At 63.3% G+C, this 16,314-nt stretch carries 18 protein-coding genes; 14 read left to right on the top strand and 4 right to left on the bottom strand.

All coding sequences use genetic code 11. From position 1 onward, the window contains the following. Together M0R80_17220 and M0R80_17215 are read left to right on the top strand one after the other, a co-directional pair. Window positions 1-658: hypothetical protein (locus tag M0R80_17220; protein MCK9461373.1), on the top strand; the 658-nt coding region annotated here is incomplete at its 5' end. Window positions 659-719: 61 nt separating this feature from the next. Continuing rightward, a complete protein-coding gene (locus M0R80_17215) occupies window positions 720-1,613 on the top strand; it encodes a hypothetical protein (protein ID MCK9461372.1) in 894 nt (297 codons plus the stop codon). 506 nt (window positions 1,614-2,119) lie between these two features. Here the strand turns inward: M0R80_17215 and M0R80_17210 are convergent. Continuing rightward, window positions 2,120-2,590, bottom strand: coding sequence for a hypothetical protein (locus M0R80_17210; protein ID MCK9461371.1), 471 nt, complete (start codon window positions 2,588-2,590; stop codon window positions 2,120-2,122). Between the two features lie 673 nt (window positions 2,591-3,263). On the opposite strand from M0R80_17210, the gene M0R80_17205 reads away from it, so the two are divergent. From M0R80_17205 to M0R80_17170, 8 genes are all read left to right on the top strand, one after another. Continuing rightward, window positions 3,264-5,021, top strand: coding sequence for a DUF3631 domain-containing protein (locus M0R80_17205; GenBank protein MCK9461370.1), 1,758 nt, complete (start codon window positions 3,264-3,266; stop codon window positions 5,019-5,021). Between the two features lie 16 nt (window positions 5,022-5,037). After that, window positions 5,038-5,784 carry a phage Gp37/Gp68 family protein gene (locus M0R80_17200; protein MCK9461369.1) on the top strand — a complete coding sequence of 249 codons (747 nt, stop codon included), beginning with the start codon at window positions 5,038-5,040 and terminating at the stop codon, window positions 5,782-5,784. Window positions 5,785-5,855: 71 nt separating this feature from the next. Beyond that, window positions 5,856-6,257 carry a hypothetical protein gene (locus M0R80_17195; protein ID MCK9461368.1) on the top strand — a complete coding sequence of 134 codons (402 nt, stop codon included), beginning with the start codon at window positions 5,856-5,858 and terminating at the stop codon, window positions 6,255-6,257. A 183-nt stretch (window positions 6,258-6,440) separates the two neighbouring features. Then, window positions 6,441-6,764: a helix-turn-helix domain-containing protein gene (locus M0R80_17190; GenBank protein MCK9461367.1), complete on the top strand. Its 324-nt coding sequence runs from the start codon at window positions 6,441-6,443 to the stop codon at window positions 6,762-6,764. Window positions 6,765-6,834: 70 nt separating this feature from the next. Next, on the top strand, window positions 6,835-8,136 hold the full coding sequence (locus tag M0R80_17185; protein MCK9461366.1) for a site-specific integrase: 1,302 nt from the start codon (window positions 6,835-6,837) through the stop codon (window positions 8,134-8,136). Window positions 8,137-8,629: 493 nt separating this feature from the next. After that, window positions 8,630-9,319 (top strand): hypothetical protein, encoded by a 690-nt coding sequence (locus tag M0R80_17180; GenBank protein MCK9461365.1) that lies wholly within the window; start codon window positions 8,630-8,632, stop codon window positions 9,317-9,319. Next, on the top strand, window positions 9,316-10,698 hold the full coding sequence (locus M0R80_17175; GenBank protein ID MCK9461364.1) for a reverse transcriptase domain-containing protein: 1,383 nt from the start codon (window positions 9,316-9,318) through the stop codon (window positions 10,696-10,698). The genes M0R80_17180 and M0R80_17175 overlap by 4 nt, the downstream gene beginning before the upstream one ends. Window positions 10,699-11,179: 481 nt before the next feature. Then, on the top strand, window positions 11,180-11,494 hold the full coding sequence (locus tag M0R80_17170; GenBank protein MCK9461363.1) for a hypothetical protein: 315 nt from the start codon (window positions 11,180-11,182) through the stop codon (window positions 11,492-11,494). A gap of 570 nt (window positions 11,495-12,064) precedes the next feature. On the opposite strand, the gene M0R80_17165 is transcribed toward M0R80_17170, so the two are convergent. Next, entirely contained in the window at window positions 12,065-12,637 is a 573-nt protein-coding gene (locus M0R80_17165) for a hypothetical protein (protein ID MCK9461362.1), read from the bottom strand. A 127-nt stretch (window positions 12,638-12,764) separates the two neighbouring features. On the opposite strand from M0R80_17165, the gene M0R80_17160 reads away from it, so the two are divergent. Next, complete coding sequence (locus M0R80_17160) at window positions 12,765-13,568, top strand: CPBP family intramembrane metalloprotease (GenBank protein ID MCK9461361.1); 804 nt, start codon at window positions 12,765-12,767, stop codon at window positions 13,566-13,568. A gap of 126 nt (window positions 13,569-13,694) precedes the next feature. After that, complete coding sequence (locus M0R80_17155; GenBank protein MCK9461360.1) at window positions 13,695-13,835, top strand: hypothetical protein; 141 nt, start codon at window positions 13,695-13,697, stop codon at window positions 13,833-13,835. Window positions 13,836-13,871: 36 nt separating this feature from the next. Here M0R80_17155 and M0R80_17150 read toward each other — a convergent pair whose 3' ends face one another. Next, the gene (locus M0R80_17150) at window positions 13,872-14,024 is read right to left on the bottom strand and encodes a hypothetical protein (GenBank protein MCK9461359.1); all 153 of its coding nucleotides are present in this window, start codon (window positions 14,022-14,024) and stop codon (window positions 13,872-13,874) included. A 262-nt stretch (window positions 14,025-14,286) separates the two neighbouring features. Here M0R80_17150 and M0R80_17145 point away from each other — a divergent pair, with 262 nt between their 5' ends. Next, window positions 14,287-15,096: a DUF1524 domain-containing protein gene (locus tag M0R80_17145; GenBank protein ID MCK9461358.1), complete on the top strand. Its 810-nt coding sequence runs from the start codon at window positions 14,287-14,289 to the stop codon at window positions 15,094-15,096. A gap of 46 nt (window positions 15,097-15,142) precedes the next feature. After that, complete coding sequence (locus M0R80_17140; GenBank protein MCK9461357.1) at window positions 15,143-15,421, top strand: hypothetical protein; 279 nt, start codon at window positions 15,143-15,145, stop codon at window positions 15,419-15,421. Between the two features lie 249 nt (window positions 15,422-15,670). Here M0R80_17140 and M0R80_17135 read toward each other — a convergent pair whose 3' ends face one another. After that, window positions 15,671-16,222, bottom strand: coding sequence for a hypothetical protein (locus M0R80_17135; GenBank protein ID MCK9461356.1), 552 nt, complete (start codon window positions 16,220-16,222; stop codon window positions 15,671-15,673). Between the last annotated feature and the right edge of the window lie 92 nt (window positions 16,223-16,314).

Raw genomic sequence — 16,314 nt, 5'->3', positions numbered from 1 at the left:
CCCCCGCGCCGCGCCTCTACGCGGCTTCGCACCGATCCGCTTTTCCATGAAAACGATCGCGCTGGCCGCGATCGAAACGCCGCGCTTTTCGAAGATCGTCTACATAGATGCATGCGACTATCCTTCTGGTGGCTACGTCGAAGGTGAGTTCCAAATGAGTACTTCTTCTGAAGTTTTCGACTTCCTCGGAGCTATCAACCCTGACTACTATGGATATTGCCAAGTTAATAACCTGGAAGAAAGATTCGAGTTTGAGATCGGCGACGCAGCGAGGGTCGATGTCGACAGCGCGACAGAGATATACATCAAGTTCACCGACATTGTGGGTCCGCCGACGGAGGGCGTCTACTCAGATGCCGCCGCCAAGATCCCGAAGGACGACGAGTCGCTGCAGACATTCTTCGGGCACGCGATCATCAAGAACGGCGGCAACCAGTTCTCGTTCAATCAGCCGGACCCGGCCGACAACGCGAACTGCTACGTCGAGCTTTTCGGCCACGCGGCCTCCGGAGAAGAGACGCCCACTGAAGAACTGCCATTCGAATATTACGTCTCTCTCCACTGCACTAGTCTCGACGGTGTCGAGGACTCCGGCGGGCAGCCGCTCACGGCGTTCAACGGCTACTTCTTCTTTGCGGGATGTGGGATTGTCGACTAGGACAGCTTCGGGAGAGAACAAAGGCAACGCCTGTACTCTAGAGATCAGTGGGGAGGTAAGCATGCGCGGTTCGCTTGGATTCGTATCGAACACGGTTGTCGTGGTTCTTGCCACTTTCATGTTGGCCTCGTGCGGAAGCGGAGGGGGCAGCTCTGACCCGACGTGCGACCCTGGCGCCGTGCAAACTTGTCCGTGCAGTGGTGGAGAACCCGACGGCACCCAAGTGTGCAATGAAGACGGAAGCTCTTGGGGTGAATGCGACTGCGGTGGAGACACCGACACGGATACCGATACCGATACCGATACCGACATGGATACCGACACCGACACCGACATCAACACGGATACCGATACCGATACCGACACCGATACGGATACGGACACGGATACTGACACCGACACGGACACGGACACGGATACCGACACAGGTGAATGCATCCCTTCTTGTGTGGACAAGGAATGTGGCGACGACGGTTGCGAAGGTTCTTGCGGCCCGTGCGATACCTACGAGGAGTGTATCGACTTTCTCTGTGTTCAGACGGTTTGGGTGTATGAAGGCGAGTCCGATTTCTCACATGACTGTGGAACGGCAACCACGGACTCTTGGCTAACCTGCGATTCAATGTGCGCCGATTCGGAAGACAACATCCTTTTCGGCCCGTACACTTCTGACATTCCGGCAGGCACTTTCAAGATCACTTGGCGCATCAAGACCGATGACGGCGACACGAGCAGCCTCAACGTGCTCTGGCTGGGAGTCACAAAAAATTTCGGTGGCACAATACTTGGCGAGCGGTTCGTCAATAGGTCGTCGTTCTCTTCCACGGGCACCTACTACGATTTCGACCTGGATTTCACGAATCTGTCAGTGGGAGCCATGGAATTCCCAGTAAAATACAACGACTCCCACCGTGCATGCTTCTGGGTCGACAAAGTGACAGTGGAAATGCTCTAAAAACATTCATGGACCGCCATCCTCCGACGTTAATGGCCAGAACCGTGACATTTCCCGCCACATCTCTTCAAAGGCGCCCAGGAGGTCACCGATTCGTCTTTCGCCCGGCCGCGACAAAGACCCAAATCATGCTTCCAATGCCAACAGAGAGCCACCTGGAGCCATTGGAGAACTATTGCATTCAGAGTACGGAAATCAGCTTCTCGGAAGAGCAACCTATTGTTGAAATACATGTCGGAGAGCTGCCCTTGGAGTAGTAGTTGGTATCAGTCGTAGACAGCTGGCACATTGAAGAGACATTAAAAACACATGAGCAATAGAAGACACTCACAACACCCCCGAAGAACAGATCAATAACCCCATGGATAAGATAGAACAATAATATTAAGGCATTGAGCCTTCAGTGTCGACTGATCCCATTTCTTGCTACCGGAGCCTTGCCCCCTGAAGCGGTGTAACGGTGCTTCTTCTATATAATACAGATTATTGGATGCGATTGCAATGTGCTACGAGAGTTCCAATGCTCCGGTATCTGGCCAGGGACCGATATCATGGATACAACCTTCGCTCCTCCTGCAACGTCTCGACCGGTTGCACGCGGTGTTGATGTTCCAATGATGGCCTTTCTTGGCGAGGTAGTAGGCGGCGCCGTTCCCGTTGCACGGTTCGATCTCCGTGAGCCCCCAACCCGATGCGTCTTGGAGTTCTTCCGGCTGAACGGCTTTGTCATCCTCGAGAGCGCGGAAAAGCGCGTGGAAGTGTGGGCGGCCAGAGTGCTGATACCCCCAGCACCAGGCTACCAAGACGTGCCCGCTCCTGTTGCGGGCCAGCTCCTTGCAGGTGCGGGAGAATCGAGCGTAGGCCTCCTGGTCGCCAACAGACTCCTCACCTATGGTGAAGGTTGCGAAGACATCGTAGGGACCCTTGCTGACGATGAACTCGCCAGTGGCGTCTCGTAATTCTCGATTCGTGCTCATTACCGCGACCTCCGTAAAAATAGATCAATAAGCGTCTCTCTATGCGGGTGAACGTGCATGCAACCGTTGTGCCCAATGGAAAGGCGTCTTTGGTTGTCAATTGCGTGCAATGGAGACAAGGAGTAGGCGTGACGATGGATGAGACCGAGTTAGATGACCGGATGCCTTGGGAGCAACGTACAGTTCTGTTATCAATGGAACAGGCTGCCGCGGTTTGGTCTCGTCGGCGATTTGCTACGCATTTTCTGCGTCACCCCGCAGCCGTTGTCGGTGCGGTTGCTTTCGGATGGGATGGTCGGATTCGGTTCTTTGGAACGACCGCGTATGGCCGAAAACCGAACCCAAATAGGCCATCTGCCACCCGCACAGTACCAATAAGTCCTTTCATAGCGGATAGTTAGGATGATGCTTGCGTCCAATATATCCGGATGGGTTCGCAAGTGGGTGAAAATGACTCAATTATTTTTTGGAGTACATATTCGTATTGGTACGTGGGCACGGGGTGCGCCCTGTCGCAGGGAAAATGGCATGAATAGTGCTTAGGGTGAGTGCAGCCTGCGAGGCAGCGCGCTTTTTGTTTCATGCCGTAATAACGGCCCGTCAGATTTTTCGAGAAGCCATCGCACACAACAACGTCGTCGAGTCGCGCCGATGCGCGGCAAGGAGCTGTGCGATGGACGAGCAGGATCCGTATTCGAAAAGTGTCGGTTTGGACGCGGTGCCTACCCAGCTACTGCTGGTCGCGGACCCCGAATGCACGTCGGCCGCACCTGTTGAGGTCGGAGACGCGCATGGAGGTCGCCTCAAGGAACCCGACCGGGAGCAGAACGGCGATGAGGCGACGAAAGGATGCCCGGAGCGTCCCACTCGGGACGATGCAGACAACCTCGATGCCGGCAGCGATATTTTCGCGCCGCTTTCGGCGATCACGACGTACTCTCCGACCGACGCCGTCCAGGCTGCGCTCGATCGGTTCGCCTCGGAACTGCTGAAGACGCACGGGGTGACACGAACGATCGCGAGAGATCGGGCGGTACACGTCCTTCGGCGCCAGGGTTTCGGCACGCCCGCCCAAATCCTAGACAACGCTGTTTTCGATTACGCCTCGACGGCGTTCACAGAACGATTCCGCGCCTCAACCGATCCGAATGACGACGAAGTGCCCAGGGAACCCGTCGACGGGGCTCAGCTCCTCGACGACATCGCCACCGCCATCAGGAGCTACGTCGTCATCTCCGACGAAGGGGCGGACGCCGCGGCGCTCTGGGTGCTGCACGCGCACACGTTGAACGCCTTCAGCATCTCCCCGATCCTCGTGATCCGATCGGCGGCCAAGCGCTGCGGAAAGACGACGGCGTTGTCCGTCCTGGGCGAGCTCGTCCCCCATCCACTGACGACGTCGAACATCACCGCCGCTGCGCTCTTCCGGATCGTCGATGCCGAGCAGCCAACGCTTCTCATCGACGAGGCGGACACGTTCCTCAGCGGAGAGGACATGCGCGGGATCCTGAATTCGGGGCACAATCGCAAGGGCGCGGTGATCGTTCGCTGCAGCGGCAAGGCGAACGAGCCGACGAAGTACTCGACCTGGGCGGCGAAGGCGATCGCACTGATCGGCGACCTCCGTTACGACACCCTGCGGGATCGGTCGATCACCATCGAGTTACGCCGGAAGCTCGCCAACGAGAGCGTCACTCGATTCCGTGCCGACCATGTCGCCCACCTTGAGGAGATCAGCTGCAAGGCCGTCGACTGGTCCGACCAGAATCGAGCGCCATTACGCGATGCCGAGCCTGTAGTCCCAGCGGTGCTCAACCCCCGCGCCGCAGACAACTGGAGCCCGCTCCTGGCGATCGCCGACTGCGTGGGCGGGGCCTGGCCGCTGAAGGCCCGGCTCGCGGCCATCCGGCTCATCGATCCCGAGGAGGATGACGGCTCGCTGAACGACCTTCTCCTGGCCGACATCTGCGAAATCCTGCGCGGTTACGACGAGGACCGGATCAGGTCGGCGGAGCTTGTTGGGAGGCTCGTGGCGCTCGAGGGCCAACCGTGGAGCGAGATCCAACACGGACGTTCGCTATCGACCTACGGTCTCGCCTCACGGCTAAAGACCTACCGCATCCGGCCCAAGTCGATCCGATTCGGGGACTGGACGGCGAAGGGGTACGAGCTGTCGCAGTTCGAGGACGCGTTCAAGCGCTACGTCGGCAGGTCGGGCGCAACAGTCGACGGAACCGTAACAGCGGCACAACCCTTGAACGAAGCGGCTCCCAGCGTCTTCGACGTCGGGACAGGCGCTCCCCATGTTCCGGATGATGATGACGCGGCGCCTTTGCAGGAAGCGGCTTGTGCCGGTGTGCCGACTGCCGTCGACAAGGAGGACGGCGACGATGATCTGCAACTTATCCCAAACCAAACGGCGCGGGATTAACCAGAGGTAGTGAAAGATGAGCACAAAAATTTCTTGGTCGAGGGAGACGTGGAATCCCGTGACGGGGTGCCGCAAGTACAGCGCCGGCTGTCGACGCTGCTACGCAGAGATGATGACCCGGCGGCTGAAGGGCATGGGGCAGCAGAAGTACGCGGCGGGGTTCGACCGCGTCGTGTGCCACGAGGGTTGCCTGGGGCGACCGTACGAGCTGAAGAAGCCGACGATGGTGTTCGTGAACTCCATGTCGGACACCTTCAACGAGGAGGTCCCGCTGGAGTTCATCCAGAGGATCTTCGGGGTGGCGGTCGACTGCCCCCAACATCAGTTCCAGCTGCTGACCAAGCGCAGCGAGCGACTCGTCGAGCTGGCTCCGCAGCTGCCCTGGCCCTCCAACGTCTGGATGGGGGTCACCGTCGAGCACGAGGACTACGCCTACCGCATCGATCACCTCCGGTCAGTGCCTGCAGCGGTTCGGTTCCTGTCGATCGAGCCCCTCCTGAGTCCGCTCCCCAACCTCGACCTCGACCAGATCGACTGGGCGATCGTCGGGGGCGAGTCCGGCGCAGGTTCCGAACCCGTGCCCGAAGCGTGGGCCGTCGATATCCTCGAACAGTGCCAGACGGCGGGCACCAGGTTCTTCTTCAAGCAGTGGGGAGGTCGGCACAATAAACGGGCCGGACACCTCCTCCTCGGGCAGACGTGGAACGAGATGCCGGAAGCGGCGAACACGGTTTCGAGAGCGGTGAAGAAGTCCGCTGCGTAGGCGGTGTGGAGAGAACGAGAAGCAACGTTATCCCGCACCAAACGGTACGGGATTTTTCAAGGAAACGAAAAATGATGGAAGAAAAAAATTCGAAACGTGAGACGGAGAAAACGAACAACGAAATGTTGCCGAAGAGGATTCAGGCCCCGTGTGTCCAGCTCAGTAGGCGGGTCCACATCGCAAGGGAGTATCCCGGCGGGGAGGCGGTCCTCACGGAGTCCTCCGCCTACGATGACTTCGCGACCTTCGTGGCAGACAACTGCGATCGCATTTCGGACACAAGGGGCGACGTGGACGACGATACCTGCATCGATCTTTTCACTATTCTCCAAGAGGCGGACTGGAACTCCATGAAGTACATCTGCGACGAAATCCTCTGGCACGCCCGTGAAGCGTATGCGGCTCATTCCTTGCCCGAGCCTGAGGAAAACGTTCCCCGAGCTCAGGCCAAGAAGGGACGGAGCAAGAACTAAAAAGCGTAACATGGAGAGCCGGTGGGATGGTTCATCCTTCCGGCTTCTCCAGAACTTCGGTGTCGTTGACGCAGACCTAACATGCCGTGACAACGGCTGACGCAGACTGACAGGCGAGCGATCGCACCCACAGCGACATCTTTTCGCCGCGCCGGGATCCGGTGGCGGCATGGAGATGTTGTCATGAGTGACCGCGAAGAGACCACCAACGCGAAAAGTACCTCGACGGCGGACGTACCGCTTTGGGAGCACGACGCCGATACTTTAAAACCGATCGAGGAGAACGATGGCCCCTGTGAGCCGCCGCCCATCGCCACGGTCGCCGAGATCGCACGATACCTCCGTGTGCACTCGAACCACGTTTACTCGATGTTCGCCCAAGGCAAGATCCCTGGCGGCAAGCGGATCGGGAAGAGCATTCGCTTCAGGACGAAAACCGTCGTCGAGTGGCTCGAGTCGGATCAGGCGGAATCGAGTGGTCGTAGCCGAAAGCGGGGTGCTGCATGAGCGCGCCCTACCCTGCTGTGATATCTTCTGTGTGGGGCGAGCCCTCGTCTCACGCGCCGTGGAGGTCGCCATGGCTGTGAGAAGGGTGAAGCGCCGGTACCCGGGAGTAGACGAGGTGTACGAGTACTTGATGATCGACGTCACGTACAAACCCGCCGACGGGATGCCGGTGCGAGTTCGCGAGAGGAGTCCGATCCAAACCAAGGCGGGGGCGCTGCAGTACGAGAGAGACGTGCTCGCCGCGCTCGCCGCCGGGACCTACCGAAAGGAGGAGAAGAGAGAGATACCGACACTCATGGAGTTCAGCACCGAGTTCATCGACAACTACGCAGAGGTCTACAACCGCCCAGCCGAGGTGAAGTCGAAGGAGGGCATCTTCCGACGCTACCTGCTGCCCGAGCTGGGACATCTCCGCCTCGACGAGATCCGCGTCCGACAGGTGGAGGCGCTCAAGGCCAAGATGCTCGGCGAGAAGAAGAGCCCGAAGACGATCAACAACGCCTGTGCGGGAGTTCTCGGGAAGTGCCTGCGGTGGGCGCACGAGCTGGAGTTGATCACCACCGTCCCCAAGATCCGCAAGCTCAAGGTCGAGCCGTCGAAGTGGGACTTCCTCAATTTCGATGAGGCGCCCAGACTGCTCGAAGCGGCGAAGAAGACGCCCGAGTGGCACGACATGATCTTCTTCGCGCTGCGCACGGGGCTCCGCTTCGGTGAGCTGAGCGAGCTGCGCTGGGACGACGTGGACCTGGTCGCGGGGAAGATTCTGGTGCGCCGCAACTACCACGACGGTCACGTCGGGCCGCCGAAGAATGGCAAAGAGCGCGAGATCCCCTTGAGCGACGAAACGATGTCGTTCCTGAAGGAGCACCGGAAGCGGCAGAACAAGAACCGCGTCGTCGTGAACTTGGCAGAGGCCAAGACCGAGGACGACGGCCGCGACTCGCAGGAGACCGGGCGAGCCCCCAAGAGCAAGCTGGTGTTCAGCCAGCCGAACGGCAAGAGGCACATCCACAGGCGAGCCGACGTGGGTCTCAAGCGGTGCTGCAAGAGGGCGAAGCTGCGGATGATCGGGTGGCACTGCCTGCGCCACACGTTCGCCTCGCACCTCGTGATGCAGGGAGCCTCGCTAAAGGCCGTCCAGGAGCTTCTGGGGCACGCGACGATGGAGATGACGCTCAGGTACTCGCACCTGTCTCCAGAGGTCAGGAAGGACGCTGTGGAGCTTCTCGACGAGGGTCGGCGACGTGTCCGTCAAGGCAGCATCAAGGCAGGAGAAGAAAAAACAGAGGAAGCTGAGAACCAGGAAACCCCCAAATACTCGAAAGCCCCGGGATTTCTCCCAGGGCTTTCTTGCGGGGTGGACGGGACTTGAAACCGAAATGGCCCCGCATCGTAACTCATCGTCATTACTCAGTTTTTATCGGTAGGGTTTGGAACACAGCGGGTTTCTCCGGTCTGTCTTGTCCTTGGAATTCCTCTCGCTTCCCCGACCTTGCCGCCGGGTTTGGGCACCAGGTGGGCACCGCCTTCGAGCACCGAAGTGCGCATTCATCGCGGCAACCCACGCCTAGTTCTGGAAAGCACGGAAGTGTAGCTGTGCGCCATGTCGGGCAGGTCCGTGCTGCGAACACGCACACGCGAATTCAAGACTTCATCCCCACGGCGAGGGGATGCGCGAGCTCGCGTCAAGCGAACACGCACTCGCTAATTCAAGGGTTCGTCGCCTGCTGGCAGAGAACGTGCTGTGGTGTGGGAGAGCGAACACGCAATCGTGAATTCAAGGTCGCTTCGCATCCAGGCGGCAACGCGTCCCGCGTGAGAGGGAGGGCATGACGATGGCGGCCGATCATACGATCAGTCAGGCGGTGACCAAGATGAGAGGCACGGTTTGGGCGATCGTCGACCCGGGCCTTTCGAAGCCCGACATCAACGCGCTGTACGTGTACTTCGAACACCACTGCGCATTCTGCGACGCGCCACTGAACCGGCAGAAGCACGAGGGCCGCCTCGACAGGATCGATCGGGGGGTCGCGCACGCGTCGGGGAACACGTTCGTGGTGTGCAGCACGTGTCGCAAGACGCGCCAGGTGCGTGAGAAATGGGAGGCGTTCCTTCGGCGTCGTTGCCCCGACCCCGCGCTGTGCGCCGTCCGGGCGGATCGCATCCGGGCGTGGATCGCGCAGCAGCCGCCACCGCCCGCGTTAGTGTCCCCGACCATCGAGGAGATCACGGAGCGGCTATTCCAGCTCCAGGACGCCTGGGTGCGGGCGTGCGGGGAGTTGCGGCTGGAGGCCCGCCGCCTGCGGCAGCAGATCACCGTCGACGAAGCGACGGCCGAGGGCACGGATATACCCGTCTCCACTGCCATCGTGGACGAGCAGCACGACCTGCCGGGTCCCGGGCCGAGCACGTCGCAGTCGTCCGATGCGGCAATCCCACTGCCCGCCAACACCGACGCGATGCGCCTGGGTCTGAAGGCTCTCGCGAGGCGGCCGCGCCGTCGCACGGCCGAGGACGGCGCGGTGGAGCAGTTGCACCGGGCGGAGCGTCCATGAACCCCACCCAGAAGTTGAAGCCCAACGCGATTGCCCGGCACAGGCGATACGAGCGGGCCATCGACGAGGCCTCCAAGGTGATCGCGCACAGCCGTGATCCCCGCTGGCCCACGCCAGACGACTACAACGTCGAGCACCTCGGCTTGCCCACCGTCGACGTCCCCGTGTTGCGGCGCCTGGCCGATGGCCGCGAGATCCACCTGCGCGAGTGGCGTGTCGTTATCTCGCCGTACCTGGCGCGGACGGGCAGCTTCCTCTATAGGCACGCGCGCGAGCGGGCCCTGCGCGGCGACCCGGATGCGGTGATCCTGACGCACCTGCGCGAGAAGGACAACTGGGTCTACGTGAGCGCCCACCTGGACCGCGTCATCCAGCGCCAGATGCATGCGACGCTCACGCCCCCGATCGAGCGGGTCCTGTCCCCGCACGCCCACGCGTACCGCCTCGGCCGGAGCCCGACGACCGCGCTGCGGGACGTGCGGGACCACGTGCGTCGCGGCTTCCGTTACCTGCTCTGCACCGACGTCCATGACTACTTCTCCTCGATCAGCCTCAACCTGGTCGACGAGGCACTGGTCGCGCTGTGCCCCGAGGTCGGCCCCGCGTTCCGATCCATGCTCCAGCGCCACCTGCGGCCGCCTGTGCTCGTGCGGCCCGAGCACGCCCGCCAGCTGGGTTGTCTCCAGTGGCAACCGATCGCGTCCCCCGGCCACCTGCTACGAGGATCGGTGCTCGCGCCGTTGCTGGCCAACTTGGCCGGGCAGCACGTTCTGGACGGCCCGTTTGTGGCGGCGATGGGCGACGACGCGTTCCTTTTTAGGTACTCGGACGACATCATGATCTTGGCGCGGACCGAGGCAGCGTGCGAGCACGCCTTCGACGTGCTGATGACCCTGGTCGACAAACAGGGCTGGGCACTAAATCCGCGCAAGACCGTCGGGCCGATCGACACGCTGCGCGGCTCCATGCCGTGGCTCGGCAAAGAGATCATCGGGCACCAGGTGCGGACGCCCGATGCGCGGCTGCGGACCTTCGTCGATCGCCTGGCTGCTACCGATCCGACGACGGCGAAGTTCCGCAACACGGCCTACTGGGTGCTCGACGAGCTGTGGTGCGATCCTGCGCGCAGGCCCGACGATCTCCGGCGCCGTCTTCGGCCGCAGTCCGCCGCGCACGCCGCTGCCTTCTCCCGCATCCTGACGGCCTGGCGAGCCCGACGCGGCAAGGCCCCCGCGCGCCCCTGGTCACTGGAAGAGGATCACGATCTGGCGGCCGCGATCCGGGTGCATCCCGACGGGCAAGTCCCCGCGCACGACAGCACGGCTCCCACGACGCCACAGCACATCACCGCGCCCTGCCCCCAAGCAGGTGTCGCATGATCACGATCTATCGAGAGGGTCGGCCCAGCCGGAAGGAACGCGGCGGGACCCGACGGGGACAGTTCCATCTCCCACGGCACTACACGAAAGGAGAATCAGCTAGGGTGCAGCACCCATATAGCGGCGTGGGACAGGTTGGCTTTTTATTGACCCGGGTAGTGGTTCCGCTTCCGCCCTCTGAGGCGGCACGGAAGGCGGAGCTGGAGCACCTGGTGCGCCCAATGATGGGCGCGCCCCGACACCAAGGGCTCCTTGCTGATCGGTGTAGCGGTCGTGGGCACAGTCGGATTGGCCGTCCCCTCGCGGACGATCCTGCGACACCCCACGCCCCAGTGCGGAAACGCGCGACCCGATCGGCCCCCGGGAAGCCAAGTGGTAAGGAGCGGCGGCTCGGGCCCGTTGGCTTCGGCCAGATCGGGTTGACGAACGCGGTGACCACGCGGCGGAGAAGAGAACGATGAGTAGTTCGAACGTGGTGAGGATGCCCGGGCGTAAAGCCGAATCGGAGTTTCCGGAGGTCACGTGCGAGAAGTACGTCCGTGGCTATGACGGCCGCGTCTGCCGCCACTATCTCCGGAGCGGCGCCTGCGCTCGGCCCGACATGTTCATGTGCTCGCAGTGGCTGAAAGTCTACGACCCGCCACCGCTCCGAGATCTGCTCGGGTACCCCATCGTCGAGCCGCCAAAGCGGTTGGCGAAGGTGACGACGAAAGCGAAGAAGAAGGCGCCGGGGCTGCGGGGGGGGCTCCGGCCCGGTTCGGGGCACCCGAAGCTCGGGACCGCGAATCGGCCCTGAGCCGGGCGCGCGGCGGGCGGGCGAACGAGGAGACGGTGAGTAACGAGGAACAAGCCCGCTCGGGCATGGCAGCATCGAGGACGGCTCCGATTCGGCACCACGCACTTGTCCGCCGGAAGGCTGGGCCTCATCGATGAAAAACGCCGCTAATTTGGTGTTGGCAAACGCGGTCTGCGCGCCACCGCAACTGAAGCAAAAATCCGGATCACGCAGAGGGCGCCCGGTCCGTGCCGCGCGATCCACCCGATCGCGCTGTTCCCGCGCCGTTCCTACTGATCAGGGTGGCGTGCACCTGTCCCTGCCCGAGGTCGACAAGCGGGCGGCACGGGGTGAAAAGGCGGTGCTACGTGGGGCGTTGCAGTCGCGCCCACGACCGATTTCCAGGATTCCGCCCGGCCCCTGGATCGAGGCGCGCGGATGTCCCCTGGAGCGCTTTGTCAACTCGGTGACGGCGCGATCACCTGGAGCTGCGCTTCCGGGGATCAGGCTTCGAGCGGGCACACGGCGGCCGGGTGGTCGCCGAAGGGTCGCGACGGGAACACGTCGACGTGGTGGATCGGGATCTTGATCTCACGGCTCCAGCCGGGTGCTCATCCCGCATCGGCGACGCGGTACGAGGTCGTGATCGGTGTGGCGCCCTACACCATGGCCCAGAACCTTCCCCGCAGGCTTCTTGCTCAGCACCGCTGCGAGCGTCACGCCGGACTCCGTGAGCAACACCAGGGAGGGCGCGTGACTCGACGAGGAATCCTCGTCTGGTTCGATCAACCCTTTGAACTCCTTGAGCTTCGCGCCGCGCAGCACGCGACGGTCCTTGTCGGTGAACTCGTCCGCCCAGTCCTTGGAGATCATCCGCGCCAGCTCGCCGCCATCGTCGGAGTACCCGAGCGCCGCCCCCACCTGCTTGGCGATCCAGTGTGGCCGCCCGTCCCTCGCGATCTGGGGCAGCACCTCGGCGGCCAGCCAGTCCCGCATCCGATCCCCGGCGGGCTGCCGCGTCAGCATCAAGACCTTGTAGAGCCCCTTCCCGGACAGCAGCGTCAAACGGACCGTTTTTGATAACGACGAACTGTCGTCATCATCAACCGACCGCCTAGCCTGCGCGGACGCGGAGCGTGTGTGGTCGGCGCCCTGCTTCTTCATCCGGCGGGGCTGGCGCGCGCCATGCGTGTCGGCGTGCGTGTTACCATCGCAAGCAACCCGGTGAAGAAGTAGGATCGGATCGGTCCGGCAGGGTCGACCGAGCAGTCGGACGGGAAACGGAGATCGGATGGACTACGGCAAGCTCGCGTTGGGCACGGCGCAGAACGTCATCGTCTGCGTGGTGCTCGGCCTCGTGGTCTTCTTCCTGACCTGGGTGCTCCGTTTCGACCGCAGCCGACCGGAGATCGCGGACCCACAACGGTCCGTGCTCCGCGCGCTGGTCGCGGTTGCCATCATGATGGTCTCCGTCACGGCGTACATGGCAATCCGGGATCTGGACGGATCGCATGGGCGGCCGCCGATGTCGGTCGTCGACAGGTTCACCGCGCTGCGGGCGCTCCGACAGCTACTCCTGACCGTGCTCACCGCCGGGGTCCCGATCGCGGTGGCGATGCGCCTCGGCCGCGAGTCGCTCGCCTCGATCGGCATCACGAGACAGAACGTGTTCAAGTCGCTGGCGATCATCGCCGTGATCGGCGTCGTGGTGCTCTTGGGTTCGGGCCGGGGCAACGTCGTCGACAAGATGCACCGGCTCGGGTCCATGTCGCTGGGCCACCTGTGGGCCGGGGTGGTCTGTCTCTGCGTAGGGGTCGCCGAGGAGGTATCGTTCCGCGGCCTCTTGCAGACGCGGATGATCGCATGGCTCGGAACGTGGCGGGGCTTCCTGCTGACGTCGCTCCTCATGGCGCTCGCGCACTTCGGCGCGCGGATGATCGAGCAGACGATCGGCCCGTTCGATGCGCTCCTCAGCTCCCTGAGCGTCTTGCCGCCGAGCCTCTTCTTCGGCTTCGTGATGATCCGCACGCGGAACGTCCTCGCGCCGGTCCTGCTCCACGCGTTCATGGACTGGCAGGTCACGTTGAGTGGTTAGGCTGCAATCGGAGCTGGTGATGGGCACAAATCGGGTTCAGCGGTGGCTGGTACTGGGGGCCACGGGCCTCGTGCTGGCGGGCTGCGGCTCCGTTGGGTCGAGCTACTGGAGCGTGCGAAGAATGCAGTGTTCTACACGCCGGGGCTGACGCTCGCCGCGCTCACCGAGATCGCCCTTGTCACCCAGCTCGACAGGCTGGAGAGAAAGTACGGCGGTCCGTACCCGGCGAGGACGGCGGCACTGAGGGTGGGGAGGCCGGTGAGATAAAGGTCCCTTGCGGGTCTCATCGCCCGGCGGATGACGTCAGCGAAGCACGAGCCCCACAACGAGCACCACCGCCCCCACAACCACCGTGACCACGGCAATGTTGAACACCCTCGGCCACCGCCGCAGCGACATCGCGCCGACGCCGATGCCCAACAGGATCAGGATCTGTCCGACGGGTAACGTGCTCACGGGGAAAGGAACCACGGGGAGAGAGTAGCGAACCCGTCGGAGTTCTTCAACAGGGGCACGAGCGGGCGCTTGATCGTGGTACACCAGTACCGTGATCGGTAATGCTCAACGGGGTCTACTTGTTGTCGCAGCTCTCACGCTGATCGGCTGCGGTTCGACGTCTGCCAGCTCTGGTGAACAGCCAGAAGCGAGTGGCATCGAGTCGACGCCTTCGCCCGCAGCCCCAGCGCCCATCCCCGATACTCCGGCCCCGGCCCCCGCCGTGGAGGGCCCCTCTGCGTCGCCCGCGGCCTCTGCGCTCGCCGCTATCGACTCCCTCGTCGTCAAGGGCCGGGCGCCGAAGACCGGCTACAGCAGGGAGCAGTTCGGTGAGGCGTGGTACGACGCTGATCACAACGGCTGCGATACACGCAACGACATCCTGGCCCGCGACCTGACGAACGTGCAGCGCCGTGCGGGCAGCGACTGCGTCGTCATCGCGGGCGTTCTGCACGATCCGTACACGGGGCGCGATGTCACGTTCGCCAAGGAGAACGCCTCCGCCGTGCAGATCGACCACGTCGTTGCGCTGTCGGACTCCTGGCAGAAGGGCTCCCAGTACTGGGATCGGTCGAAGCGGGTGGCCTTGGCGAACGACTTCCTCAACCTGCTCGCGGTGGACGGCCCGACCAACGGCGCCAAGGGCGACGGCGACGCAGCGACCTGGCTGCCGCCCAACAAGCCCTACCGCTGCGCCTACGTCGCCCGGCAGGTCGCGGTGAAGGTGAAGTACGCCCTCTGGGTGACCGCCGCCGAGCGCGACGCCATGCGCCGCGTGCTGTCGGCCTGCCCGGATCAAGCGCTGCCGCCGGACTCCGGCGCCCCCACGGCGGTGCCGGGCGTCGCGCCAGCCGTCTCCAGCAGCCCCGCAGGGGGGCCAGCTGCCGTTCCACCGAGCGGGGGAGCGGCCACCTACTACCGGACGTGCGCCGACGCGCGGGCCGCCGGGGTCACCCCGATCCGCGCCGGGACTCCGCTGTACGAGGAGAACCGTCATCTCGACAGAGACGGCGACGGCGTGGCGTGCGAGTAGCGCAGCCGGAATGGACGCGACCTTTACCGCGTAGTACCCAACTGACATGAGCCCCGAGGAGACCATCACCGCCTACCTCGAGCAGCGGCGCCGCCGCTTCGTCTGGTTGGCGGTTTCCCTCGGTGTTGGTCTCGTTGCCGCCGGGGCGTGGTGGATCTCGGGCCTCCGCCTCGAACCCTGGAAACCCGGCCTGATCGCCTTCAGCGTGACCTTCTGGCCCTGGTTCTTCGCGCACACGAGCCGCAAGGACTACGTCAGCACGCGGGCGGCGTGGCGTGCGAGGGTGGAGGCGGGATCGGGATCTTCGCGAGCTACTCCTCGTTGACCGTGTCCGTGAGCACTGGGGAGAGTCACTCGCGACCCTCTTGCTCGCCGAGGATCGCGCGTTACGTTTTCAGTACGTCCTCCCCAACGAGCGAGCTGTAGCTAGGGCACATGTCGTCCTGGGAGGACGTCCAGCTCGTTGATCTCACCCTCGCTCAAGGGACCCGCCGCTATTCGGCTCATGTGAATTGCGCCCGGCACGATCGAAACATCGCCCTTGCGGACCACCAGTGCAGGAGCACTTGCGCAGCTACCAGACCCAGGCGTGCGCGACGACCTCGGCGGGCGTGATGTCCCGCCAGGCGTCGAACGGGATCTCCCGCTTGATGAACCCGACGTCGGGGACCTCGACCGAGCGGGCGATCGCCTGGGTCACCTGCTCCAGCTGTCGCGGCGAGAACAGCTTCCCGGCGTGGCCGCGCTGCCGCAGGCCCACCACGACGAGCGCGCGGGTGACGCTGTCCGGGGCGGCGCGGAGCTTCTCCACGTCGTGGAGCCAGCCGTAGAGGTTTTCCGCGGCCTTCGAGAGGTAGCCCGGCACGTCGGCGGTCCCGCCCTTGACCTCGACCCAGATCTCGTGGCCGTCCGCGAGCACGATGCGCAGGTCACACCCTGGATCGTTCGCGTCGCGGCTCCCGGCTTCGACGTGGACCGCGTGAGCGCCGGTCGCGCGGAACCAGCTGGCGAGGGCCGTGCGGACCTGCTCCTCTTGGGGTAGGCGCTCCGTGGGCTGGTGGCTGGCGACGGTGATGATGTCCGCGGCGATCGCCTCCAGCGCCGCGCTCCAATTGATGTTGTGCATGAGGCCTCCTCCGGTAGTGCGTCGGACGGGTCGGACCGTAGTCGGATATGCGCGGTTTGTCACCGGGGAGCGCGCAGATTCGCGCCGCGAAG

Source organism: Pseudomonadota bacterium (assembly GCA_023229365.1).
In the GTDB taxonomy this organism is placed as follows: Bacteria; Myxococcota_A; Polyangia; order JAAYKL01; family JAAYKL01; genus JALNZK01.
This window is presented reverse-complemented; position numbering and strand designations above follow the sequence as displayed.